Genomic DNA, 23,602 nt, shown 5'->3' on the forward strand with positions numbered 1-23,602 from the left:
GTTCGTCGCACGGCGCGCTCAAGAGTCTTCGTCGTCGCCGGCGGTGTCGGGATCTCGCAGTGGGCGGCGGCCGCCGCGCAGTTCGGGGAGGTGGAAGGAGTAGTGGCCGTGGACGTTGAGGTGTCGGCGGATGAACGGTGACAGCCGGGCGACGTCGTCTTCGAGGACCGGGTATCCCTGGGCTCGTAGGGTTTCCAGGGCGGTGTTGAGGTAGACGGTGTTCCACAGCGTGATGCAGTTCAGGACCAGTCCGAGCGCGCCGAGTTGGTCTTCCATTCCGGTGTGGTATTTCTGCCGCAGCGCGCCTTTCTGGCCGTGGAACGTGCCGGCCCAGATCGTGGCGGGTCTCTTGCAGGTTCCGCATCGCCTTGATGTCGCGCCGGTACGGTTCGTCGTCGATGTAGGACAGCACGTGCAGGGATTTGAAGATCCGCCCGTAGGCCGCGACCGCGGACCCGAGTGGGGTGGGGTGGCCGTCGCGGGACAGCACCCGCAGCGCGTCGTGGGCGGTGACGGTGCCGGTGTGGATCGAGGCCACCACGCGCAGGATGTCGGGCCAGTGACGCCGGACCGCGCCCAGGTCGACCTTGCCGCGGGATGCGGTGTTCAGCGGTCCGTAGTCCGCGGCCGGGTCGACGCGCCACAGTTTCTGGTCGGGCAGATCGGCCAACTGGGCCGGTAGGAGAACCCGAGCAGGTGCAGCAGCCCGAACACGACGTCGGTGTAGGAGGCGGTGTCGGTGACGATCACCTCCGGGCGCGGTCCGCCGTCTTGGCTGTAGATCACGTCGATGGTGTGCAGCGAGTCGCGTGGGGTGCCGGCCACGACTTTGCCGCCCAGGCCGAGGGCCTGGTCGTTGACCATGTTCAGCCACTGAGCGCCGCGCCGGCGCCCGAAGTACTTCGGGTTCGGGCGGGCGTGGATGGTGGGGATCGGGACCACGAACCGCATCCCGTCGATCGCCGCGACCAGGCCGCCACCCCAGGCCTGGGCCAGCTCGATCTGGGTCTGGGCCTCGATCAGCGGCGCGTTCGCGGCCGCGTAGGTCTCGGCGCGCAGATAGTTCTGATCGACGTGGGACAACCGGTCGCGGGTCAGCGCGGCGATCCCCGACGACGTCCCCGGCGGGTATCCGATGTTGAGGGCGTGCGCGGTCAAGACGGCGGCGATCGTGACGTGCAGGTCGGCCAGCCGGGTCCCGCCGCCGGACACCGCGGTGAACGCTTCGATGAATCGTGGGTGCCACGCCGCCACCTCCAACAACACCTCCGACAGATCCACCCTCGGTAGCATCGCGGCCAGCCGCTTGCGCAGGTCGATCAGACTCGGCGGGTCCGAGATTGCCTCGATGTGCTGCACATGCAACCGGCCCGCGTCGTCGACGGTGACGGCGGTGTTCACCACCAGCCGGCCACAGACCTCCCGGTACGACGTATCCAGTAACCGCACGTGCCCGGCCAGCAGCTGGCCCGGGTCCTCGGGCAGGCCTAGTGATTTCAGCGCGGCCGGTCTCGCTGCGTTCCACGCGGGCCCGTCGAGCAGCTGGGCTCGCGGGTCGCGCCACCTGGTCGACGTCTCCGCATACACGTCGCGGCGGCGCAGCGCCCGGTGGAACCGCTCCAGCACGCAAAACACCCAGGCCGCCTTGTCGACCACACCATCCGGCAGACCCGGCCGGTACACCAGCCGGCGCCACTCGCCACAGCAGCAGTTCGGCATCGATCAGCCGCGCCGGGATCTGCCCCCCGGCCAACGTGCGGGACCGGTAAGCAAGCACCTCCGGGAGGGTACGCATCGCGGCGAGCACCCGCTGACCGTCGGCGGTTGCACCGAGGTCCGCCCCCTGTTCGGCACTGACCAGAATCCGGCGGCCTGGCCGTCGGAGCGTGGACTGCGGATCGGCTGCCAGCGCCTCAACTCCCGCCTGATCGCCTACCGCCAGGCGCTGGGCCTAGACAGTGGGCTGGACGTCCATTCCTTCCGCAGGTCCTATGTCACCCACCTGATCGAGGACGGCTGGGATCCACGTTTCGTCCAGGAACAGGTCGGCCACGAGCACGCCTCGACGACTTCGATCTACACCTGTGTGTCCTCGGACTTCCGCACCCGCACCCTGCGCCGGCAGCTGGATGCCACTGTCGCCGCAGCCCTTGAGTCCCAAGCTGGGAAGGAAAAATGAAGCGCAAGGTCAGCTACACCTGGCGGCTGCGAGACGTGATGGCCGAGCATCGCGTGTTCACCGCGACCGAGCTGATGCCGCTGCTGCGTGAGCGCGGTGTCGACCTGTCCGCCTCCCAGATCCGTCGCCTCGTGTCCGGCACCCCCGAGCGGTTGTCGCTGCAGGTCCTGTCCGAGTTCTGCGACATCTTGTCTTGCACTCCTGCCGACCTGGTGGCCACCACCGCCGAGAACGCCGGCGTCCGCAAAACCGCCACCGGGGATCTCGCAGCCCCGGCCCCGGCCGTCGCGAAACTTCGTCCCCGCCCGGCCCGCATCCTGCCCGAACAGTGAGCCGCCCTTACTCCACCGACGAACAGTACGAACGTTGGCACATGGCGCAGTGCTGCCGCTGCGGCCGCCGCAGGAACAAGGCCGGCAGCTGGCCGGACGGATACGTCTGCCGGACCTGCTCGGACCGCGCGGTGCAGGCCCGAGGGGCCTGTCCCGGCTGCTGTCAGGACCGGGCACTTCCGGGCCGCCGATCCAGCGACGGCGCCGCGATCTGCACCACCTGTGCAGGATTCTCACAGTCCTTTGCCTGCACACGTTGCAGCTTCGAAGACAAACTGCATCGTGGCCGGCTCTGCACCCGCTGCACCCTTGCCGACCGGCTCGCCGAACTCCTCGACGACGGCACCGGCCGGATCCGCCCCGAACTCGTCCCATTGGCCGATTCCCTCCTCGCCATGGACAAACCTCGGTCCGGCCTGAGCTGGCTCACCCGGCGCGGGGCCGCTACTGAACTGCTGGGACGCCTGGGCCGCGGGGAGATCGAACTGACCCACGAGGCATTCCATACCCTCCAGCCATGGCGGGCGGCCGCCCACCTGCGGGAACTCCTGATGGCCTGCGGCGTGCTTCCTGCCATCGACAAGCAGATCTGCTCGCTCGAACGGTGGCTGGTCGACCATCTCGCCGACATCACCGACCCCGACCACGCCCAGGTCGTCCGCCGCTTCGCGACCTGGGAAGTCCTGCCGCGGCTCCGCACCCGTGCGGAGACCAAGCCGATCACTCCAGCCGGCCGGCGCCATGCCGGCGACCAGATCAAGCACGCCACGGCCTTCCTCCAATGGCTCTGCGAGCACGATCTCGTCCTGTCCACCTGCCGCCAGGTCGACATCGACACCTGGCACGTCGAGCACAACGAGCACAGCCGCAACACCGTCCGGGCCTTCCTGCAGTGGTGCACCGCCAGCAAACTCACCAGGCGCTTCCGGCTTCCCGCCGCGGTGATCCGCCAAGCAGCCCCGCTCCCGCAACACGAACGCGTGGACCTGCTCGGCCACCTCCTGACCGACCACAGCCTGCCGCTGCGGCCCCGGGTCGCTGCCGCCATCGTCTTGCTCTACGCACAACCACTCAGCCGGGTGGTCCGCCTCACCATCGACGACGTAATCCACGACGACGACCAGGTTCTCCTGCGCCTCGGACAACCACCGTCCCCGGTCCCCGGACCTGTCGCGACTCTTCTACTCGACTGGATCCAGAACCGGAACAACATGAACACCGCCACCAACCGTGACTCGCGCTGGTTGTTCCCCGGACGCCGCGCCGGGCAGCCGATGCACTCCGACACCCTCGCCGCACAGGTCAACGGCCTCGGCATCCCCACCGTCGCCGGCCGAGCCTCAGCCATCCGCCAGCACGTCCTCGAGATGCCCGCATCCGTCGTCGCCGACGCCCTCGGCTATCACCAAGTCACCACCGCCAAGCTGGCTACCCAGACCGCAGCAACCTGGAGCCGATACGCCGCCGGAGACCACCTACAGTCACCATCCGGCTGGACCCCACAACGAACTCACGACAGTTGAATACGCGAGCCCACCAGTATCGCGGGCCGGTGCGAGCCCGGCCGCCGTGAAAGAGTCGGGAGATGACTGAGAGCGTGGGTGCGCGTGGGGTTGCGCTGGTGACGGGTGGCAGCCGGGGGATCGGGGCCGGTGCGGCGGTTGCGCTGGCTGAGGACGGCTGGGATGTGGCGGTGAGCTACCGCACGCAGGCCGACGAAGCCGCCGAGGTTGTCGCGGCTTGTGAGGCGCTCGGGCGCCGGGCAGTCGCGGTTCAGGCTGACGTTGCCGAGGTCAACGACATCGAGCGTCTCTTCGAGACCGTGACCAACGAGCTGGGGCGGATCGGTGCCGTGATCAACAATGCCGGCATCGTGTCGCCTGCGGGCCGCGTCGCCGACTACGACCTGGCCAGGCTCGACCGGGTGTTCCGGATCAACACGATCGGCGCGTTCCTGGTCGCAGGCGCCGCCGTACGCCGGATGTCGACCGCGCGCGGCGGCAAGGGTGGCGTCATCGTCAACGTGTCGTCGCGAGGAGCGGTGCTCGGCTCCGCGAACGAGTACGTCGACTACGCGAGCAGCAAGGCAGCCGTGGACACGTTGACCATCGGCCTGGCGAACGAAGTCGCGAGCGAGGGGATCCGAGTGGTCGGGATCCGCCCCGGGCTGATCGAGACCGACATCCACGAAGAAGGCCGGCTGGAACGGATCGGTACGACGCCACCGCTGGGCCGGCCCGGAAAGGTCGAGGAGGTCGCGGCCCTGATCGCCTTCCTGGCCTCGGACCGCGCCTCCTACATGACCGGCTCGCTGGTAGACGTCGCCGGCGGCCGCTAACCCAGGCCGACCACCTTCAGCACGTTGGGCCAGGCCTCGAGAGCGGCGTGCAGCGTCGCGTCCTCGACCGTCGCCAAGGCCTCGGCGTAGGCGTCGGTGATCACGTCCGCGACGTGGACCGGCGTACCAAGGGCAGCTGACCGTACGGCGGCCTCCACCATCGCGACGCTGACCACGTTGGAATGCACCTCGGATTGCGGGACCGTCGATGCCCGCACCGCGTCGACGAACTCCACCAGCGAACCGGCGATCTGCTCGGGGTCATCCGCCAGTACAGCCGGCAACGCCTCACCGGAAGCGAGCTCCGCGACAGGCGCATTGTCGCCGTCCCAAGTCGCAGTACCGCCGGCAGCACTTGCTCGCCACCGACCGTTCCATGACGTCTCCAGCCCAGGCGCGCACCAGCTCCCGGTGAACGAGAATCGCGTCCCGTCGGCGAACCGGAAGATCGCGGACGCGGCCGCGTTGCCGTCGAACCAGCTCCAGTCCGGGTTGTACGACTCGCAATACACCGAGACCGGCTCGGAGCCGATCAGCTTGCGGGCCAGGTCGAACTGGTGGATCGCCATGTCGACGAGCAGCGGTTCGGCCATCCGCTCCCGGAAGCCACTGAAGTGCGGAGCCTTGAAGAACTCGCAGGACAGCGACCCGACCGCACCCAGTTCGGCCATCTGCCGCCCGAAGGCCGATCCGGCCCGGAAGTAGCGGCGGGACTGCGACACCATCAGCAACTTCCCGCTCACCTCCGATGCGGCGACCATCGCGAGGCACTCCCGGACAGTCTCGGCGAGCGGCTTCTCACAGAGAACGGGGAGCCCACGCAGCAAGGCATCCACGCTGACCTTCGGATGAGCGGCCGGCACGGTGACGTCGATGACCGCGTCCGCCGAGTCAGCCAACTCGTCGATCGAGGCGGCAACCGGCACGTCGCAGTACCCGTGCTCGTCGGCCGCGGCCCGAGCCGCGTCGACATCCAGATCGACCAGGCCGGCCAGGACGACGTCGGGGTTTTCGGAAATGGTCCGCAGCCAGGCCTGGCCCATGCCGCCGGCGCCTACCTGCAGGAGCCGCAAGGGTTCAGGCATCCGCCGGCTCCTCGATCGGCCCGCCGTACCCGTGCCCGTTGAAGAAGTCACCGGTCTCGTACCGCAGCAGCGTCGGCACCGCCCGCTCCGGACGGTCCGTCTTGGCCCACGCGACGCCGTTCGCGATCACCTTGCGGACGTCCTTGTGGTGGTATACCGGGAAGTCCTGATCGCCAGGGGAGAAGTAGAAGATCTTCCCGTGCCCGCGGTGGAACGTGCAGCCGGACCGGAACACCTCGCCGCCGGAGAACGACGAGACGAAGATCAGCTCGTCCGGCACCGGGATGTCGAAGAACTCGCCGTACATCTCCTGCTGCTCGATCACGATCGGATGTGGCACCCCTTGCGCGATCGGATGGGTCGGGTTGATCGTCCAGACCAGCTCGCGATCCCGTTCGCTGCGCCAGCGCAGGGTGCACGAGGTCCCCATCAACTTGCCGAAGATCTTCGACCAGTGGCCGGAGTGCAGTACGACCATGCCCATCCCGGCCAGCACGTGCTGGTAGACCCGGCCGACCACCTTGTCGTCCACTTCGCCATGCGCGGCGTGCCCCCACCACACCAGTACGTCGGTCGCCGCCAGCACCTCCTCGGTCAGGCCGTGCTCGGGTTCGTCGAGAGTCGTCGTGGCGACCGTCGCTTCGGCTCCGAGGTTGTCGCTGATCCCGGCGGCGATCGTGCTGTGCATGCCGTCGGGGTAGATCTCGGCGACGTGCGGCTCGACCTGCTCGTGCCGGTTCTCGCCCCAGACGAGTACGCGAATCGTCATATTCACAGTCCTTTGAAGTGGGTTACTTGACGGCTCCGCCGATGGCGCCGGCGGCGATGTACTTCTGCGCTGCGACCAGCAGCACGATGGCCGGGATCGCCGAGAGGACCGCGGTCGCCATCACCGCGTTCCAGTTCTGTACCTGGGTGCCGAGGTACTGATAGATCCCGAGCGTCACTGGCCGGACGCCGCCCTTGGTGGTCAAGGTCAGCGCGAACAGGAAGTCGCTCCAGGAGAACAGGAAGCTGAACAACCCCGCGGTGATCAGCGAGTTCTTGCTGATCGGCAGCACGATCGCGACGAACGCGCGGAACAGCCCGGCGCCGTCCACCCGCGCGGCCTCCACCAACGATGGCGGCACCGAGAGCATGAACGAGCGCAGGATCAGGATCGCGAACGGGATGGCGCTGCTGCAGTTGGCCACGATCAGCCCGGGGATCGAGTTCAGCAGCCCGACCTTTTCGTACGCCATGTAGAGCGCGTTGGCGATCACGATGCCCGGGATCATCTGCGAGATCAGGATCGCCAGCAAGCCGATCGAGACCCAACGGGACCGGAATTGCGAGAGCGCGTACGCGCACGGGGTGGCGATCGCCAGGCTGAGCACCACGGTTCCGGCCGCGATGATCATGCTGGTGACCAGGTTGCCGCCCTGTTCGCTGAGCGCCCGCCGGTAGCCGGCGAACGTCGGGTCGAGCGGCAGGAAGCCGGCGGTCAAGGTGTTCCCGGACGGCTGCAGTGAGGCGTTCACCATCCAGTACACCGGGAAGAGCATCACGCCCAGGATCAGTACGCCGATCACGGTGTAGGTCACCCGACGGGCTGTGGAGTCGGTGATCCGCTTGCTCATCCTCGTACTCCTACTCGTCGGCGGCACGACGGGTGCCGCGCAGATAGAGGACCGCGAACGCCAGCGAGATCGCGATCAGGATGTTGCTCAGCGCGGCGCCTTCGCCGAACTTGAAGTCGACGAACGACCGCTCGTACGACTGGGTCGCCAACGTCTGGGTCGCATTGGCCGGTCCACCGCCGGTCAGGCCGAGGATGATGTCCAGCACCTTGATCGTGTAGACGACCCCGAGCATCAGCAGCACACTCGCCACCGCGCGCAGGTTCGGCCAGGTGATGTACCAGAACGCGCGCCAACCCGTGGCGCCGTCCAGCTGCCCCGCCTCGTACAGCTCGTCCGGGATCTCACTCAGACCGGAGTACAGCAGCGTCACGTTGAACGGGATGCCGATCCAGATGTTCACGCCGATCACCACGATCAGGGCGACCGACGGCGAGTTCAGCCACGGCACCGGTTCGTTGATCAGGTGCAGCCCGGCCAGGGTGCGGTTCAGGATGCCGCTGTCCTGCTCGAGGATCGAGCGCCAGGTCGCACTCGACACGATCAACGGCAGCAGCCAGGGCAGCAGGAGCAGCGATCGCAGTACGCCGCTGAGCGGGAACTTCTTGTGGAAGAACAGCGCCAGCGCCAGCCCGATCGCGAACTGGAACGCGATCGAGCCGATGGTGAACAGTGCCGTGTTCGTCATCGCCTGCGAGAACAGCTGGTCCTTCACGACCGTGGTGTAGTTCTTCAGGCCGACCCAGGGTGCCTCGCCGGTGAAGAAGGTCCGCAGGCTGTAGTCCTGCAGGCTCATCAACAGGTTCTTCACGACCGGATAGCCGAACAGCGCGACCATCGCCAGGATTGCGGGCAGTACGAACAGCAGCTTGGTCAGATCCTCGCCGCGGTGGCGCCGACCGGTCGGCCTGCGAGCAGGCTTCCGGCCGGACGCCGCGGCGTCGTTGCGAGTCAACGTCGCATGAGCCATCCCGATCAGCCGCCGGCAGCCTGCTTGAAGGCGTCCTGGGCCGAGGACTTACCGGTCAGTGCCAGCGCGATCGCCTGATAGATCACCTTGGCCGCCTCCGGCCATTTGTCGCCGAGCTTGCCGGTCCGGGCCCGGGCGTTCACGACCTGCTCGGTGAAGGCCTTCATCGACGGGACTTCCTTGACGTACTGGTCGAGCAGCGCGGTCCGCGTCGGCACCGTGAACCGGGCCTTCGCCCAGGCCATCTCGTTCTCGTCCGAGGTCAGGCACTTCACGAAGTCGGCGGCCTTCTGCTGCTTGGCCTGGTCCTTGTTCAGCGGGACCGTCCAGGCTTCACCGCCCAGCGGCGCGGTCGGAGTCTGCCCGGCCTTGTTCACCGGGAACTGGACCACGTCCCACTTGACGTTCGGGCTCTTCTGCAACGCCGGGATCTGCCACGGACCGTTCACCATCATCGCGGCCTTGCCGGCCACGAACTGATCCTTGGCGTCGCCCTGCGTCCAGTTGATGACGCTCTTCGAGGCCGACCCTGACTGGACGAGATCCACCCACAGCTGCAGGGCCTCCGACACCTGCGGGGTGTTCAGATCGGTCTCGTCGCCACCGTTGGTCCACATCGCCGGCAAGAACTGCCAGGCACCTTCGTACGTCGCGTTCGCGTTGAACGCGATGCCGTAGCGGCCGGGTTGGGTCAGCTTCTTGGCGGCAGCCTTCAGCTCGTCCCAGGTCTTCGGCGGCTGGACACCGGCGTCGGCGAGCATCTGGGTGTTGTAGAACAACGCGATCGTGTTCACCACCGGGGCCAGCCCGTAGAGCTTCCCGTCGTACGACGTCGCGTCGACGATGCCCTTCGCGAATCCGTCGGCGCTGACGCCGAGATCGTTCAGAGGGGCCAGCGCGCCGGTCGCGGCGATCTGCTGTACGTCCGGGTTGTCGAGCATCAGTACGTCGGGCAGCGTCTTCGACGAGGCCTGCTGCAGCACTTTCTGGATCAAGGTGTCACCAGGCACCGTCTCCCGCTGGATCGTGATGCCGAGCTTGGTGGCGCAGGAGTCGAGGCCCTTCTGGACCAGTGCCTTGTCGGGGTCGTTGTTGTAGTAGTCCAGGATCGACAGACTCTTGACACTGTCGCCGGACGAGGTCGACGACGATCCGCCGTTGCCGCCGCAGGCTGCCAGCACGAGCGACAGCGTGGTCGCGCCCGCCAGCGCAGCGGTCATCCGCTTGCTGATCATGACATTGCGCTCCTTCAGGGGAGGTGGTCGGTGGCCACTCACAGCGTCCGAGCAAAGCGCTTAACCGCTGGCCGTCAAGGAGTGACATTCACTTGTTTACGAGGGAGTAAACCGCTTAACTGAGGTTGAGAAGGACTATGTTCCTTAGGTCACACAGCTGTCAAGAGTTCAGAGGGGGCCGATTCGATGGTGACGATGCGAGACGTGGCGCGTCAGGCAGGCGTGTCGATCGCCACCGTTTCCTTCCTGCTGAACGACACCAAGCCGGTGACGGCGGCGACCCGGGCGAGGATCGAGCAGGCCATGACGGAGCTCGGCTACCGCCGCAACGTCGTGGCCCGTGCGCTGGCCAGCCGGCGGACGCACATCATCGCGATGGCGTACCCGGCGCTCGATCACCGGTTCGGCTTCTCGGCCGCAGAGTTCTTCACGAGTGCGGCCGACGCGGCGCGCAAGCAGGACTACCACCTAGTGCTGTGGCCCGTCGGCAACGACGGCATGGAGCTTCGCGAACTGGTCGGGCAGGGACTGGTCGACGGCGTGGTGCTGATGGAGGTGCAGCTCGAAGATCCGCGGATCGGCATCCTGCAGAAGACCGAGACGCCGTTCGCGATGATCGGCCGGACCACCGAGCTCGCGGGGCTGTCGCACGTCGACATCGACTTCGATACCACCGTCGAGAGCGCGATCGGCCATCTCCACGGCCTGGGACACCGCAAACTCGTGCTGGTCTCCGGTGACCTCACCGACCCGCGCTTCCACAACTACGGGCCCTACGTCCGCACAGAGGCGGCGTACCGGCGGATCGCCGCGGAGTACGGCGTACAGGTCGTCGTGCTGGAGTGCGCGGACACGACCCGGGCCGGGCAGGAGGCCGCGGCGCGGCTGATGCGCGAGCACCCGGACACCACGGCCGTGCTGGTTCTGAACGAGTACGCCGGACTCGGGGTCGCCTCCGGCCTCAATCGGCTCGGGTACGACGTACCGGCGGAGATCTCGATTCTCGCGCTCCTGATGGCTCCCGAGACCGCGGCGTTGTCCGACCCCGAACTCACCATCATGCGAACACCCGGCCCCGAGCTGGGTCAGCTGGGCACCGAGGCCCTCATCCGCCAACTGGAAGGCGCCGACCCGCTCCCACCGCAACTGGTAGCTGCCGACCTCCTCCCCGGCGCCACCATAGCCCCACCCCGGCGCGGCAAGACGCATCCGAAGGCACGGGTGAAATCAGGGCGTTGACGAAGGAACTTGCGGCGTAGCGAGGCGGGTGGGCTGGGTGCGGCCGCGGACGGTGATCTCCTTGCCGGGTTGCCAATGCGCGGCTTCGGCGGGGGCGGCTTCGGTTACCGCGGTCATGGACGCGACCAGGCGGCCGGGGACCGTCTTCGCGATTTCGGTGAGGCGGGCCGCTTCGTTCACCGGGTCGCCTATGACGGTGTATTCGTAGCGGCGGACGTCGCCGACCGTACCTGCGACGACGATACCGGCGGTGACCCCGATGCCGGCCGTTGCCTCGGGCAACTCTTCACTGAGCCGGCGGGCCAGCGCACGGCCGGCTTGGAGAGCGCTCCCTGCCGCGTCTGGTAGTTCAGTAGGGGCGCCGAAGACAGCGAGTACGGCGTCGCCGGCGAACTTGTTGACGAACCCGCCGGCCGCGTCCACCTCGTCGACGACGAGAGCGAAGAAGCGGTTCAGCAGTTCGACCACCTCGCCGGGCGGCCGGGTCGCCGCTAGCTCGGTCGAGCCGGTCAGGTCGACGAACAGAACCGCGACGAAGCGTTCCTCGCCGCCGAGAGTGTCACTGGTCAGGGCCTCCCGCACCACCGACGGTCCGACGTACCGGCCGAAGAGATCGCGAAGTCGTTCCCGCTCGCGCAGGCCGGCTGCCATCCGGTTGAAGCCGGCTTGGAGCGAGCCGAGTTCGGTGCCGTCGAAGACCGGGATGCGGACGTCCAGATCGCCGCGTCCGATCAACGTCAACGCGTTCCGTACCGAACGGACGGGAGCGACGACGGAACGCGCGGAGAGCGTGGTCAGGATCAAGCCGCAGACCAGTACTACGGTGCCGAGGGCAAGGATGATCACCGAGAGCCGGGTCGCGGTGACGTCGCCTTCGATCAGCGCGAGTACGGCGGTCAGCATCAGCCCCACTACCGGGACACCCGATCCGACCGCCCAGAAGAACACCGTGCGCGCCTTCAGCCCAGCGGCCAGCAGCCGACGTGGGGGAGCCTCATCGGCAAGAGCGCGGGCTGCGATCGGGCGGAGGGCGAACTCGGTCAGCAGGTAGGAGGCGGCACAGGTGACGATGCCGCCGTCGAACGTCGTGACCAGAACGCGGAGAACGCTGTCTGGTTGCAGGACCAGCGTGAGCACGCTGAAGCCCACCGTCGCCAGCAACCAGAGGAACACCTCGATCATCGTCAGCCGGAGCGGGAGCTGAAGCGTCGCGATCTGCTCGCGGCGGGTGGCCGGGCGGTCTTCGAGGACCCACTTGGTGACCCGGAGCCCGAGCCGCGTGCTCCACCACGATCCGATGATCACCGCGACCACGAAGTACGCCGGGATCGCGATCGACCGGGCCACGACGAGCTCGTGGGTGCTGACCGGACCGGGCAGCACCCACACGGCGAGTACGACCACCACGAGGGCGCCGATGACGTTCGTGCCGATGGAGAAGACCGTCAGCAGTGACTGGGCCCGCAAGCGCAGCATCCGCGGACTCTGATCGGCGCGCCCCAGCAGCCACGAGCCGAACGGGCGCCGCTGCAACACCACCTCGGCATCACTCTCCGACAACACCCTCACAGTCTGCTACGCCCAGCACCCGTCCCCGCAACCGCCTCGCCCGGTCCGAGCCTGTTCCTGCGCGGGGGACGCAGTCTTGGACAGGTTTTGGCACGGAGATGACCATGGCCCTAATCGGCCGCGTCATCGGGCCTGTCCATGGGTAATGTCCTGCGAACGACATCTGCCTCAGGAGCCGCTGTGACGCACGACCGCCACTCCTACGCCGAACCGGCGTTGGTCCGCACCACCCACCTCGAGCTCGAGTTCGACCTGGACTTCGCCGCCAAGGTCCTCAGCGGTGCGGCCACCCACACGCTCGCCTGGAGTGGCCCCGGCGACCGATTGGTGCTGGATACGCGCGATCTGACCGTGCTGGCCGTCGAGGGTTCGACCGGCGACGGCTGGGAGCCGCTGGAGTACAGCGTCGCAGTCCCGGCCGCGGAGCTCGGTTCCGCCCTGACGATCCGGACGCAGTCCCAAGAGCGGATCCGGGTCAGCTATCGCACCGCGCCGACCGCGACCGGCCTGCAGTGGCTCGAGCCGTCGATGACCGCGGGCGGCGTGCTTCCGTACATGTTCAGCCAGTCCCAGGCGATCCACGCGCGCAGCTGGGTGCCAGTGCAGGACACTCCGAGCGTCCGGTTCAGCTACGCCGCGCACGTGACCGCGCCGCCGGAGTTGATGGTGCTGATGAGCGCCGACAACGGCACCGCTTCCCGGCGTACGGGCTCGTACGACGTGGTGATGCCCGAGCCCATCCCCTCCTACCTGTTGGCGATCGCGGCCGGTGACCTCGTCTTCGAGCCGACCGGCGAGCGGTCCGGTGTCTGGGCCGAGCCGGAGATGGCCAAGCTGGCCGCGGCCGAGTTCTCCGACACCGAGGAGATGATGCGCGTCACCGAGGCGCTGTTCGGCCCGTATCGCTGGGGGCGCTACGACATCCTCGTGCTGCCGCCCTCATTCCCGTACGGCGGGATGGAGAACCCGCGGATGACCTTCGCGACCCCGACCGTGGTGATCGGCGACAAGTCCCTCGTGACGGTCGTCGCACACGAACTGGCGCACAGCTGGTCCGGCAACCTGGTCACGCAGGACAGCTGGGACGACATCTGGCTGAACGAAGGCTTCACGTCGTACGTCGAGAACCGGATCGTCGAGGCCGTGTACGGCGCGGAGCTCGCGGTGATGGAGACCGCGATCAAGCAGCACGCGACCGTCCTGAAGCTCGATCCGCTGCCGCCGGCTGAGCAGGCCGTCGAGCTGCCCGGACTCAACCACAAGTCGGAGTACCACGGCACGACCTCGCTCGGGCCATTGAAGGGCTCGTGGTTCCTCGAATGGCTGGAGGCGCGGTTCTCGCGCGAGGTGTTCGACCCGTTCCTGCGCGGGTACTTCGACCGGTTCGCGTTCCGCAGCATCAACTCGGAGGATTTCGCCGCGCATCTCGAGGAGCACCTGCTCGACAAGCACCCCGGCGTGGTCACCGCCGACGAGGTCGCCGCCTGGATGGACGAGCCGGGTATTCCCGCCTTCGCCAAGCGCGCCGGCTCGGCACGATTCGCCGTGGTCGACCAGCTGCGCGAGAAGTGGCTGACCGCGGGCGACCTGCCGACCGGCGCGACGGGCTGGACCACCCACGAGTGGCTGCGCTTCCTCGATGCGGCGCCCGACGTGTGGACGGCCGACCAACTGCAGGACCTGGACCGCGAGTGCGGCCTGACCGGTACCGCGAACGGCGAGATCGCGCGCCGCTGGTACTCGATCGTCGCCGCCAGTTCCTACACCCCGGCGTACGACGAAATGGCGAGCTTCCTCACCCGAGTCGGCCGGATGAAGCTGGTGCTGCCCGTTTATCGCGCGTTGGTCGACAGCGGCACCGGGGCCGAGTTCGCAGCCAAGGTGTTCGAGTCAGCCCGCCCGGGCTACCACCCGATCACCATCGCGGCCGTCCAGAAGATCCTCGCGCCAGGCCGATTCGTGGCCTAACTGCCCCCGAGGTCGAGGGTGTAGCGGTGGGTGCGATGGGTTTCGCGGTAGCCGAGGACAGCGTTGACGCGTTGCATGGCCGTGTTGTTGTCGGCGGTGTCGGTGAGAAGGCCGGTGAGGTCGGGGAAGCCGGACCTCGTACTGCGGATGGATTCGGCCTTCATCCACAGGGCCAGACCGTGGCCGCGGTGCTTGGGAAGGACCGCCGTGCCGTAGTGCTGGGCGTCGCCCTTGCCGTCAGCCGGTACGACGAGTTCGGTGAAGCCGACGATCTGGCCGGTGGACTGCTCGATGGCGGCGACGGTCAGGAGGGATTCGCCTCGCCGTTCGACGACCTTGGCGATGTGGCGGACGCGGTTGACGTCCCAGATCTCCGCGCCGTACTCGATGTCGCCGACGGGCGCGTCGTCCATCGCCTTCCGCGCCTCGGCGTACGTCTCCACGAGCTCGTCGGAGACGACGCCCGACCACGATTCGAGGCGATATCCGGGCGGCTCGGTCGTCGGCAGCGAGACCTCGGTCAGCGCCAGCCGCGCGAAGATCAGGGTCAGTCCGACGGTGAAGCCCCGGTTCGCCAGGAAGTGATCGGCAGGCGAACCGGCGGTCGCATCCGCCAGCATGGTCCGTGCCTCGTGCTCTTTGCCGGCCGCCGCCGCGACGGCGAGCAGTTCCGACCCGATTCCGTGCCGGCGCTCGGCCGGGTGGACCGCGAGTTCGAGCTCGGCGAGGTGTGCGGAGGACGCTTTGCTGTTCAGCCGGAGGAACGCGGAGCCGATCGGGTTGCCGTCACCGTCGGACGCGAGCCACGCGATCCGGCGGCTGAACGGCCGATAGTCGGGATCGGTCAGTGGCGTGATTGAGATGGACAAGTTCGCAACGTAACCAGTCAGCGCATCCTGCTGCAACCGAATAGTGAGCGCGGTTTCGGATACGGTGCTGCGGAGACGAACGGCCAGAGGGGAGCCCGGGGTGGAGCAGTACGGGGGAGGACAGATGCGGACGATCGGTGGCGACCATCTGGCGCTGCGGGATCAGGTGCTGGCCGAATTGCGGCGCCGGATCGTGGACGGCGACTACGCGCAGGGTGAGCGGCTGACCGAGAACCGGCTGGCCGACGACTTCGGGGTGTCGCGGAATCCGGTCCGGGAAGCGCTGCGGGTGGTAGAGGCCGAAGGGTTCGTGCAGATCTTGCCGCGCCGGGGTGCGGTGGTGGCGACTCTCGACGAGACGGCGATCCGGGATCTGTTCGCAGTACGGGAACAGCTCGAGACGCTGGCGGCCGGGCTGGCCGCCGAACGGGCGACTGCTGAGGACGTCGAGCGGTTGCGGGCCCTGCTGGCCAAAGCGAGTGCCGCTACCGACGCGGAGGACTTCGACCAGGTCGCGGAGCTGAACAGCGCCTTCCACGTCGCCGTCATCGAGATCAGCGGCAATCGGTGGCTCGCCTCCTTGTCGTCGGCGATATACCACCACGTCCACTGGGTGTTCCGGGTCGGCGCAGCGAAGCGTGCACCGCATTCGTGGGTCGAGCACATCCGCTTGGTCGAATCCATCGCCGCCGGTGACCGCACCGCCGCCGTGGAGGCAGCCCGCCAACACGTAGAAGCTGCAGCCACAGCGGCCCTTGAGCCAGACCAGGCCAGCTAGCGTCCTACGGCGTAGCCCTGCATGCCGCGCGGGTTGGCGGCGCCTGCCAGTACGCCGTCCGGCTCGCGGCTGACCGCGCAGAGCCTGCCCAGGCTCCACGGATCGGCTTCCGTCACCGCGTGCCCACGGCGTACCAGCTCATCCAGTACTGCGGAGCCGATGCGCCCCTCGATCACCAGGCCTCCGGGCTCGCTGGCTCGGGGGTAGAACGACGACGGGAAGCCAGTCGTGTGCCACGCGGGCGCGTCGATGGCCTCCTGGAGGTCCTCACCACCGGCCAGATGGCGCAGCAGGAACAGCAGTTGCCACTGGTCCTGCTGGTCGCCACCGGGTGATCCGCAGGCGAGCACGGGCACACCGTCACGCAGTACGAGCGTCGGTGTCAGCGTCGTCCGAGGCCGCAGCCCCGGGGCGAGCGAGGACGCCAGCCCTTCCTCCAGCCAGAACATCTGCAGGCGACTACCCAGGCAGAATCCGAGCTCGGGGATCGTCGGCGAGGACTGCAGCCAGCCACCGCTCGGCGTCGCGGAGATGACGTTGCCCCACTGATCGATGACGTCGACATGGCAGGTGTCACCACGCGTCGCGCCGTCGGACGACACCGTTGGCTCACCGGTCGTCGGATCCAGCTCATAGTTGCCCACAGCAACCGATGGCAGGGTTGCGACTCTGCCATCGGGGTGGCCCGGTCGGAGATCTCTGGTAGCGCTCTCTCCGATCAGAGACGCTCTCTCGGCGGCGTACGCGGGGGAGAGGAGCGTCTTGAGTGGCACGTCCACGCCATCGCCGTACCAGGCCTCGCGGTCGGCGTACGACAACTTCATGACCTCGACGGTGGTGTGCACGGCGTCCGCGCTGTTTAAATCCAGGTCTGCTGGGTCGCCCAGCTCGGCCAGTACGGCGAGCGACTGCAGCAGGGCCGGTCCTTGTCCCCACGGTCCTGTCTTGGCGACTGTGTGCCCATGCCAGTCGAGCGTGGCCGGCTCCTCCCAGCTCGCCCGGTACGCCGCCATATCCGCGCCGGTGATGAGACCGGCATGGTCCGAACCGCTGGAGTCGCGATGCGGCAGCCGGGAGAACTTGTCGACCGCCTCGGCGACGAACCCTTCGCGCCACGTACGTCGAGCCCGCTCGACCTGGACCTCCCGGTCCGGCCCAGCGCCTTCGGCAGCGACCAGGAGCCGCTCTAGCGTGTCGGCGTACGCCGTGTTGCGGAAGAGCTTGTTGGCGCGAGGCGGCTGACCGTCCTGCAACCAGAGCGCCGCCGAAGTCGGCCAGTGCTCGGTGAACAACTCCTGCACCGTGGTGACAGTGCCGCCGACACGAGCCACCAGCGGATGACCGTTGCGCGCATAACCGATCGCCGGCTCGAGAACAGTGCGCAGCGGCAGACTGCCGTGGTCGCGCAGCAACAACAGCCACGCGTCGACAGCACCTGGCACTGTTGCTGCCAGCGGGCCGGAGCCGGGGATCAGCGACAGCCCGAGGGAGCGGTAGTGCTCGATCGTGGCGCCTGCAGGTGCGACGCCCTGTCCACAGAGCACTCGCGGTGTGGGGTCGGCAGCTGTGGCGATGATCGCGGGGACCTCCCCGCCCGGGCCGTTCAGGTGTGGTTCGACGACGTGCAGCACGAACCCGGCCGTTGCGGCGGCGTCGAAGGCATTGCCCCCGAGCTCCAGGATCCGCATCGCCGACTGCGACGCGAGCCAGTGCGTCGACGAGACCATCCCGAACGTGCCGCGCAAGGTGGGCCGGGTGGTGAAGGTCATGAAGCGACTCCTCTGCTGAGATCAGGTTGTTCGCGTACGTCGGGTCCGGTGCCGTCGTCGTTGACCAGATGGCAGGCGACCCGGTGTCCACCCTCTCCGATGACGCGGGACTCCGGTACCACCGTCCGGCATCTGTCCACCGCCACCGGGCAGCGGGTGTGGAACCGGCAGCCCGACGGCGGGTCTATCGCCGACGGCAGGTCGTCACCGAGCAGCACCGGGCCGGCGCCCTCGCTGTGCCGCCGGGTCCGGCACGGGAGCGGCTGACAACAACGCCTGCGTATAGGGATGAGCTGGTACGCCGAAGATCCGCTCGCGCGGGCCTTGCTCGACGAGCTGTCCCAGGTACATCACTGCGACCTCGTCTGCGAGGTACTCGACCGCTGAGAGATCGTGAGTGATGAACAGGCAGGCGAAGCCGAGATCCCGTTGCAGGTCGGCGAGCAGGTTGAGGACAGAGGCCTGCACTGAGACGTCCAGCGCGCTGGTTGGTTCGTCTGCGACCAGTAGCCGGGGTTCGGAGATCAGTGCGCGGGCGATGCTGACCCGCTGCCGCTGGCCGCCGGACAACTCGTGTGGCGCGCGCTGTGCGACTTCCGGGCGGAGACCGACCCGTCTGAGGGCTTCGGCGACGGCAGCGCGGCTGTTGGGGCGCCGCATCAGTCGTAGGGGCTCACTGACGATGTCGCCGACCGAGAAGCGCGGGTCGAGTGAGCCCGCGGGGTCCTGGAAGACGATCGACACGTTTCGCCGATGCGGGCGGAGTTGCCGCCGGCTGAGGTGGGTGATGTCGACGTCTGCGAGGCGGACCGTGCCGCCGGTCGGTTCGAGCAGGCGCACGATGCAGCGGCCGACAGTGGACTTCCCGGAACCGCTCTCGCCGACCAGAGCGACCACGGTCCCTTGCCGGATCTGTAGTGAAACCCCGTCGACCGCACGGACCGGCCCGAAGTGCATGACGAGGTCTTCGAGCTCCAGTGCATTCACACCGCGCTCCAGGTCACTCACTTCGTGCTCCAGTGCATTCACTTCGGGCTCCAGCGCGTTCATGAGGCCTCCACTGGGTTCCAGCACGCCACCTGGTGGGCGCCGGCGGTCAGCCGCGGCTGCGTCGTAGTACAGGTGTCTAGTGCGCGCGGGCAGCGGTCGGCGAAGGTGCAGGCGTCAGGCTGCGTGGCTAAGGACGGGACCAGGCCGGGGATCTCGCTCAGGCGGTGAGTACCCGCGTGTCTGCCTGCTGCGGGCGACGCTGCCAGGAGCCCTGCTGTGTAAGGGTGTTGTGGGCGGGCGAACAGGTCGTCCACGCCTGCTGTCTCGACTATGCGGCCCGCGTACATGACAGCGACCCGGTCTGCGAGGTCCGCGACTACGCCGAGGTCGTGGGTGATCAGGACGACGCTGGTACCGAGGCGCTCGCGCAGGTTCCGCAGTACGTCGAGGATGCCGGCCTGGATCGTCACGTCGAGTGCAGTGGTCGGCTCGTCCGCGATCAGGACCTTCGGATCGCACGCGACCGCCATGGCGATCATCACTCGTTGCCGCATGCCACCGGAGAGCTGGTGCGGGTAGTCGTCGACCCGGCGCTCGGCCGACGAGATGCCGACGAGCTTGAGCAGCTCTACGCAACGCGCGCGGGCCGCCGTACGGGACAGGCCGATGTGGACGCGCAGTACTTCGCTGATCTGGTAGCCGACGGTGAAGACCGGGTTCAGCGAGGTCATCGGCTCCTGGAAGATGTACGCGATCTCGCGGCCACGGATGGAGCGGAGAGTGCGCTTGTCCGCACCGACCAGCTCTGTGCCGTCCAGCTGGACAGAGCCGTCGACGGTTGCACTGCGGGGGAGTAGACCGGCCAGGCTCATCGCGGTGACGCTCTTGCCGCACCCTGACTCACCGACTACGGCCAGTACTTCGCCGTCGCGCACTTCGAGGTCGACCTGGTCCACTGCCGACACCGGTCCGTCCTCTGTCCGAAACGACACCGAGAGGCCGCGGACCCGTAGTACGGGCGTGGTGGTAATGACTGGGGTTGTCATCGGCGGCTCGCCTTCGGGTCGACGGCGTCGCGCAGGCTGTCGCCGACGATGTTGAACGCCAACGTGAGCAGCATGATCGCGAGGCCGGGCATCACCGCGGCCCAGGGTGCACGCGACGCGAACTGCTGCGCGTCGGAGAGCATCGTGCCGAGGCTTGGCGCGGGTGGCTGGATGCCGAGACCCAGGAACGAGAGCACGGCCTCGCCCAGGATCGCGGCCGGGAGCGCGACGGTGGCCTGCACGATGATCACCGAGGCGGCGTTGGGGAGGATGTGCCGGCCGAGGACCCAGAGGTCGCTGGCGCCCTCGACGATCGCGGCGGCGACGAAGTCGAGCGATTTGAGTCTCAGGGTTTCCGACCGGACGATCCGGATCACTCCCGGGATCTGCGCGATGCCGATCGCGATCGCCGCGTTGCCGAGGCTCGCCCCGCGGATCGCCGCCAGGCCGACTGCCAGGATCAGGAACGGGAAGGCGAGGACGAGATCGGTGAGCCGGGAGATGAGTGCGTCGATCGCGCGGAAGTAGCCGGCCATCAGACCGAGCGGTACGCCGATCACCAGCGAGGTCGCGACGGCCAGCAGTCCGACGTGCAGGGAGGCGCGGAGGCCGAACATGATCCGCGACAGGACATCGCGGCCCAGGTCATCGGTGCCGAGCAGGTAGCCGACCGTCCCGGGTGGCGCGAAGGCACGGTCGAGATGGGTCTGGGTCGGTTCGTGTGGGGCCAGCCAGTTGGCGAAGACGGCTGTGAGGATCGCGGTCGCGAGGACGATCAGCCCGGTGATGGCGAGCGGATTGCGCAGCATCCGGCGAAGAACCTTCCGCCGGCGCGACGGCGTACCGGCGGTTGTGACGGTGACATCGGCGACGGCCATCAGGACTCACCCCTGACCCGGATGCGGGGATCGATGACGGAGTACAGCAGGTCGACCAGCAGGTTGATCACGATGTACGCCGTCGCGGTGACCAGGACGACCGCCTGGATCACCGGGTAGTCGCGCTGGAAGACGGCATCGACGGTGAGCTTGCCGAATCCCGGCAGCGCGAAGATCCGCTCGGTCACGACGGCGCCTGAGATGAGTGCGCCGAGTTGGAGCCCGACGATCGTGATGACCACGATCAGGCTGTTGCGCAGTGCGTGGCGGCCGATCACTGCGCGCCGCGGCAGGCCTTTGGCTTCGGCTGTGCGGATGTAGTCGGCCGATAGTGCGTCCAGCATCGATGATCGTGTCTGGCGCATGATGACCGCGGCGAGGCCGGTGCCGAGGATGAGGGCCGGCAGTACCAGGTGGTGGAGGTTGCCGATCGGGTCACTGAAGAAGGGCACGAATCCTGACGCGGGGAACAGGCCGAGGGCGACCGAGAGGTAGAGGATCGCCATCAGGCCGAGCCAGAAGTTCGGGACGGACAGGCCGAGCAGCGCCAGCGCGTTGGCTGCCCACTCGGCTGGGCGTCCGCGCTGTACGGCGGCGACCACGCCGGTCCCGACACCGATCACGCCCGCGATGGCGATCGCCAGCAGGGACAGCTCCATCGTCACGGGGAGAGCGCTCTTCAGCATCGAGGAAACGCTCTCTCCCGTTCTGATCGAGACTCCGAGATCGCCCCGGGCAGCATGGCTGACGAACCGCCAGAACTGGACCAGCACGGAGTCGTCCAGGCCGTACTGCTCCCTGATCGCCCGGAGCGACTCGGGGTCGCGGTCCTCGCCTGCGAGCGCCAACGCCGGATCGCCGGGGAGCGCTCGCACCCCGAGGAACACGACGATCGTTGCCAGCAGCAACGTGACGAGCGACTGCCAGAGGCGGTGCAGGAGATAGCGCTTCATCGAGTCCTTCCTCCGGCCTTCATGAATTGCCGCTGCCAGGTGTTATCTGGCATTGCTATTTCGCGAAGCCGGCGAAGGCGGTCCGGATCACCCCGTCCGGGTAGGTCTGGACGCCGAGTACCTTCTTCGAGACGCCGGTCAGGTTGCGCTGCCGGTAGAGGTAGATCACCGGGTCGTCCTGCTGGAGCTTGCCGACCACCTGGCCGTAGAGCTGGACCCGCTGCGCCTTGTCCTTCGCCTGCCGGGCATCGGTGAGCAGCTTGTCGACGTCGGGGCTGCTGTAGCCGGCGACGTTCTGGCTCCCCGTCGTACCGACGAAGTTGTAGATGTTCGCGTCCGGGTCGACGCGGCCCGACCAGCCGAGCTGCAGCAGTTCGAAGTCGCCGCGATCCTGCTGGTCCAGCAACGAGGCGTACTCGACCGGCTTGATCACCAGGTCGAACCCACCCTCCTTCACCATCGCCTGCAACGCCTGCGCCAGTCGCAGGCTGTCCGGGTTGTTCGAGGTGATCATCGAGACCTTGTACGGCGTACTCACACCCGCTTGCTTGAGCAGGTCCTTCGCCTTGGCCGGGTCGTGCGCCGGGCAGACCTGAGCGGCATCGCTGGTGAACTCGCTCTTCGGCGAGATCGGCGAACATCCGACTGTGTTCAGCCCGTTGAAGATCGACTTCACCAGCGCGTCCCGGTCGATCGACGCCTCCAGCGCCTGCCGGACCCGCGGGTCCTTCGCGATCGGAGTGTCGAGCTGCTTCAGCGGATTGCCGACGCCGTTCGCGTTGGCGACGTTGATCGTCAGGCCCTGGTAGCCGAGCGACTGGGACTGCAGGACGGACATGTTGCTGTCCTTCTGCAGGGCCGGGGCGTCCTGGCTCGACAGCGAGTCGGCGACCTGTGCGTCGCCGGACTTGAGGTTGGCCGAGCGGATGCTGGAGTCGGTGATGATCCGGTACTCGATCGCGTCCAGGTGGACCTTGGCGGCGTCGTAGTACAGGGGATCCTTGACGACCTTGATCGAGTTCTGGGCGACCCGGCTGGCGAACTTGAATGGTCCGACGCAGACCGGTGCGGTCGAGAAGTTCGCGCCGAGCTTGCTGACAGCGGCGGGGCTCAGGATCATGCCGGCGCGGTCCGCGAGTGCGGCGGTGAGTGGGGCGAACGGCTTGGACAGTTTGATCACGACGGTTTTGGGATCTGGCGTCTCGACCGACCTGATCGGACCGAGCTCGCTCTTGCGCCCTGAGGCGGGGAGCGTGAGACCGCGCTCGATCGACACCTTCACGGCGGCGGAGTCGAGCGTGCCGCCGTCGGCGAACTTGGCGCCCTCGCGCAGCGGGATGGTGAGGCTCAGACCATCGGCCGCGATCGTCGGCAACGCGGTCGCCAACTGCGGCACGATCCTGGCGTCGGGCCCGAGGTCGTAGAGCTTCTCGCACATGGTGTGGAACACGTACCGCGAGTACAGGCTTCGCGAGAGCGTCGGATCGAGCTTGTCGGGATCCGCCGACAACGCGACGGTCAACGTCCCGCCATCCTTCACCTTGGCCGCATCCGCGGCATCACCAAACACGTCCTGCCCGGCAGAAGCACTCGACCCGCCCGGCTGATCCCCAGTGGACTCAACCGGCGAACACCCCGAAACCACCAACGCCACCCCAACCCCGGCCACCCCCACAACCCGCGCCAACCCAGAACCCTTCGCCAACCCACCCCGAAGAGCCGGGAGTTTGGGGACGGAGCCGTCCGAGGCCCGGCGAAGGCCCGCGAGCTTGGAGGCGGAGCCGT

21 protein-coding genes and 1 pseudogene are annotated in these 23,602 nt (G+C 67.7%); 7 read left to right on the forward strand and 15 right to left on the reverse strand.

Annotated elements, in window-relative coordinates; all coding sequences use genetic code 11:
* Nucleotides 1–18: 18 nt before the first annotated feature.
* Nucleotides 19–1,719: pseudogene (locus F1D05_RS42795) on the reverse strand (Tn3 family transposase).
* Here F1D05_RS42795 and F1D05_RS03810 point away from each other — a divergent pair.
* The 4 genes from F1D05_RS03810 (at nt 1,646) to F1D05_RS03825 (ending at nt 4,849) form a co-directional block, all read left to right on the forward strand.
* Nucleotides 1,646–2,179: a tyrosine-type recombinase/integrase gene (locus tag F1D05_RS03810; protein WP_206686067.1), complete on the forward strand. Its 534-nt coding sequence runs from the start codon at nt 1,646–1,648 to the stop codon at nt 2,177–2,179. The pseudogene F1D05_RS42795 and the gene F1D05_RS03810 overlap by 74 nt on opposite strands.
* Nucleotides 2,176–2,511, forward strand: coding sequence for a helix-turn-helix domain-containing protein (locus F1D05_RS03815; protein WP_185446025.1), 336 nt, complete (start codon nt 2,176–2,178; stop codon nt 2,509–2,511). Before F1D05_RS03810 ends, F1D05_RS03815 begins: the two co-directional genes overlap by 4 nt.
* Nucleotides 2,512–2,552: 41 nt before the next feature.
* Nucleotides 2,553–4,034, forward strand: a complete 1,482-nt coding sequence (locus tag F1D05_RS03820) for a hypothetical protein (protein ID WP_206686068.1) — start codon at nt 2,553–2,555, stop codon at nt 4,032–4,034.
* Nucleotides 4,035–4,096: 62 nt separating this feature from the next.
* Nucleotides 4,097–4,849 carry an SDR family oxidoreductase gene (locus F1D05_RS03825; RefSeq protein ID WP_185446027.1) on the forward strand — a complete coding sequence of 251 codons (753 nt, stop codon included), beginning with the start codon at nt 4,097–4,099 and terminating at the stop codon, nt 4,847–4,849.
* Here F1D05_RS03825 and F1D05_RS03830 read toward each other — a convergent pair.
* From F1D05_RS03830 to F1D05_RS03850, 5 genes are read right to left on the reverse strand one after another with little or no spacing between them, the layout of a single operon-like run.
* The gene (locus F1D05_RS03830) at nt 4,846–5,934 is read right to left on the reverse strand and encodes a Gfo/Idh/MocA family protein (protein ID WP_185446028.1); all 1,089 of its coding nucleotides are present in this window, start codon (nt 5,932–5,934) and stop codon (nt 4,846–4,848) included. The genes F1D05_RS03825 and F1D05_RS03830 overlap by 4 nt on opposite strands.
* Nucleotides 5,927–6,703 (reverse strand): ThuA domain-containing protein, encoded by a 777-nt coding sequence (locus F1D05_RS03835; protein WP_185446029.1) that lies wholly within the window; start codon nt 6,701–6,703, stop codon nt 5,927–5,929. The genes F1D05_RS03830 and F1D05_RS03835 overlap by 8 nt, the downstream gene beginning before the upstream one ends.
* A 22-nt stretch (nt 6,704–6,725) precedes the next feature.
* Nucleotides 6,726–7,553, reverse strand: a complete 828-nt coding sequence (locus F1D05_RS03840; protein WP_185446030.1) for a carbohydrate ABC transporter permease — start codon at nt 7,551–7,553, stop codon at nt 6,726–6,728.
* Between the two features lie 10 nt (nt 7,554–7,563).
* Nucleotides 7,564–8,523 carry a carbohydrate ABC transporter permease gene (locus tag F1D05_RS03845; RefSeq protein WP_185446031.1) on the reverse strand — a complete coding sequence of 320 codons (960 nt, stop codon included), beginning with the start codon at nt 8,521–8,523 and terminating at the stop codon, nt 7,564–7,566.
* A 5-nt stretch (nt 8,524–8,528) separates the two neighbouring features.
* Nucleotides 8,529–9,758: a sugar ABC transporter substrate-binding protein gene (locus F1D05_RS03850; protein WP_185446032.1), complete on the reverse strand. Its 1,230-nt coding sequence runs from the start codon at nt 9,756–9,758 to the stop codon at nt 8,529–8,531.
* A 195-nt stretch (nt 9,759–9,953) separates the two neighbouring features.
* Between F1D05_RS03850 and F1D05_RS03855 the strand changes: the two genes are divergently transcribed.
* Nucleotides 9,954–10,997: a LacI family DNA-binding transcriptional regulator gene (locus tag F1D05_RS03855; protein WP_246486400.1), complete on the forward strand. Its 1,044-nt coding sequence runs from the start codon at nt 9,954–9,956 to the stop codon at nt 10,995–10,997.
* On the opposite strand, the gene F1D05_RS03860 is transcribed toward F1D05_RS03855, so the two are convergent.
* On the reverse strand, nt 10,986–12,560 hold the full coding sequence (locus F1D05_RS03860; RefSeq protein ID WP_185446034.1) for an adenylate/guanylate cyclase domain-containing protein: 1,575 nt from the start codon (nt 12,558–12,560) through the stop codon (nt 10,986–10,988). The genes F1D05_RS03855 and F1D05_RS03860 overlap by 12 nt on opposite strands.
* Before the next feature lie 186 nt (nt 12,561–12,746).
* Between F1D05_RS03860 and F1D05_RS03865 the strand changes: the two genes are divergently transcribed.
* The gene (locus F1D05_RS03865; protein WP_185446035.1) at nt 12,747–14,534 is read left to right on the forward strand and encodes a M1 family metallopeptidase; all 1,788 of its coding nucleotides are present in this window, start codon (nt 12,747–12,749) and stop codon (nt 14,532–14,534) included.
* Here the strand turns inward: F1D05_RS03865 and F1D05_RS03870 are convergent.
* Entirely contained in the window at nt 14,531–15,403 is an 873-nt protein-coding gene (locus F1D05_RS03870; RefSeq protein ID WP_185446036.1) for a GNAT family N-acetyltransferase, read from the reverse strand. The genes F1D05_RS03865 and F1D05_RS03870 overlap by 4 nt on opposite strands.
* A gap of 124 nt (nt 15,404–15,527) precedes the next feature.
* Between F1D05_RS03870 and F1D05_RS03875 the strand changes: the two genes are divergently transcribed.
* Complete coding sequence (locus F1D05_RS03875) at nt 15,528–16,181, forward strand: GntR family transcriptional regulator (RefSeq protein WP_185446037.1); 654 nt, start codon at nt 15,528–15,530, stop codon at nt 16,179–16,181.
* On the opposite strand, the gene F1D05_RS03880 is transcribed toward F1D05_RS03875, so the two are convergent.
* The 7 genes from F1D05_RS03880 to F1D05_RS03905 are packed head-to-tail and all read right to left on the reverse strand — an operon-like array spanning nt 16,178 to nt 23,387.
* Entirely contained in the window at nt 16,178–17,950 is a 1,773-nt protein-coding gene (locus F1D05_RS03880) for a gamma-glutamyltransferase family protein (protein ID WP_185446038.1), read from the reverse strand. The genes F1D05_RS03875 and F1D05_RS03880 overlap by 4 nt on opposite strands.
* A complete protein-coding gene (locus tag F1D05_RS39680; RefSeq protein WP_246486401.1) occupies nt 17,947–18,168 on the reverse strand; it encodes an oligopeptide/dipeptide ABC transporter ATP-binding protein in 222 nt (73 codons plus the stop codon). The genes F1D05_RS03880 and F1D05_RS39680 overlap by 4 nt, the downstream gene beginning before the upstream one ends.
* Nucleotides 18,155–19,000, reverse strand: a complete 846-nt coding sequence (locus F1D05_RS03885) for an ATP-binding cassette domain-containing protein (RefSeq protein WP_246486402.1) — start codon at nt 18,998–19,000, stop codon at nt 18,155–18,157. Before F1D05_RS03885 ends, F1D05_RS39680 begins: the two co-directional genes overlap by 14 nt.
* Nucleotides 18,997–19,986: an ABC transporter ATP-binding protein gene (locus F1D05_RS03890; protein ID WP_185446039.1), complete on the reverse strand. Its 990-nt coding sequence runs from the start codon at nt 19,984–19,986 to the stop codon at nt 18,997–18,999. Before F1D05_RS03890 ends, F1D05_RS03885 begins: the two co-directional genes overlap by 4 nt.
* Nucleotides 19,983–20,864 (reverse strand): ABC transporter permease, encoded by an 882-nt coding sequence (locus F1D05_RS03895; RefSeq protein ID WP_185446040.1) that lies wholly within the window; start codon nt 20,862–20,864, stop codon nt 19,983–19,985. Before F1D05_RS03895 ends, F1D05_RS03890 begins: the two co-directional genes overlap by 4 nt.
* On the reverse strand, nt 20,864–21,817 hold the full coding sequence (locus F1D05_RS03900) for an ABC transporter permease (RefSeq protein ID WP_185446041.1): 954 nt from the start codon (nt 21,815–21,817) through the stop codon (nt 20,864–20,866). The genes F1D05_RS03895 and F1D05_RS03900 overlap by 1 nt, the downstream gene beginning before the upstream one ends.
* Before the next feature lie 55 nt (nt 21,818–21,872).
* Nucleotides 21,873–23,387: an ABC transporter substrate-binding protein gene (locus F1D05_RS03905; protein WP_246486403.1), complete on the reverse strand. Its 1,515-nt coding sequence runs from the start codon at nt 23,385–23,387 to the stop codon at nt 21,873–21,875.
* Between the last annotated feature and the right edge of the window lie 215 nt (nt 23,388–23,602).

The sequence above is a fragment of the Kribbella qitaiheensis genome, assembly GCF_014217565.1.
In the GTDB taxonomy this organism is placed as follows: domain Bacteria; phylum Actinomycetota; class Actinomycetes; order Propionibacteriales; family Kribbellaceae; genus Kribbella; species Kribbella qitaiheensis_A.

Bases quoted from the DNA above. Each gene is read 5' to 3' on its own strand.
- F1D05_RS03890 (WP_185446039.1), bottom strand. From the start codon at position 19,986: ATGACAACCCCAGTCATTACCACCACGCCCGTACTACGGGTCCGCGGC.
- F1D05_RS03825 (WP_185446027.1), top strand. From the start codon at position 4,097: ATGACTGAGAGCGTGGGTGCGCGTGGGGTTGCGCTGGTGACGGGTGGC.
- F1D05_RS03850 (WP_185446032.1), bottom strand. From the start codon at position 9,758: ATGATCAGCAAGCGGATGACCGCTGCGCTGGCGGGCGCGACCACGCTG.
- F1D05_RS03815 (WP_185446025.1), top strand. From the start codon at position 2,176: ATGAAGCGCAAGGTCAGCTACACCTGGCGGCTGCGAGACGTGATGGCC.
- F1D05_RS03820 (WP_206686068.1), top strand. From the start codon at position 2,553: ATGGCGCAGTGCTGCCGCTGCGGCCGCCGCAGGAACAAGGCCGGCAGC.
- F1D05_RS03880 (WP_185446038.1), bottom strand. From the start codon at position 17,950: ATGACCTTCACCACCCGGCCCACCTTGCGCGGCACGTTCGGGATGGTC.
- F1D05_RS03875 (WP_185446037.1), top strand. From the start codon at position 15,528: ATGCGGACGATCGGTGGCGACCATCTGGCGCTGCGGGATCAGGTGCTG.
- F1D05_RS03885 (WP_246486402.1), bottom strand. From the start codon at position 19,000: ATGAACGCGCTGGAGCCCGAAGTGAATGCACTGGAGCACGAAGTGAGT.
- F1D05_RS03900 (WP_185446041.1), bottom strand. From the start codon at position 21,817: ATGAAGCGCTATCTCCTGCACCGCCTCTGGCAGTCGCTCGTCACGTTG.
- F1D05_RS03895 (WP_185446040.1), bottom strand. From the start codon at position 20,864: ATGGCCGTCGCCGATGTCACCGTCACAACCGCCGGTACGCCGTCGCGC.
- F1D05_RS03855 (WP_246486400.1), top strand. From the start codon at position 9,954: ATGCGAGACGTGGCGCGTCAGGCAGGCGTGTCGATCGCCACCGTTTCC.
- F1D05_RS03845 (WP_185446031.1), bottom strand. From the start codon at position 8,523: ATGGCTCATGCGACGTTGACTCGCAACGACGCCGCGGCGTCCGGCCGG.
- F1D05_RS03830 (WP_185446028.1), bottom strand. From the start codon at position 5,934: ATGCCTGAACCCTTGCGGCTCCTGCAGGTAGGCGCCGGCGGCATGGGC.
- F1D05_RS03835 (WP_185446029.1), bottom strand. From the start codon at position 6,703: ATGACGATTCGCGTACTCGTCTGGGGCGAGAACCGGCACGAGCAGGTC.
- F1D05_RS03840 (WP_185446030.1), bottom strand. From the start codon at position 7,553: ATGAGCAAGCGGATCACCGACTCCACAGCCCGTCGGGTGACCTACACC.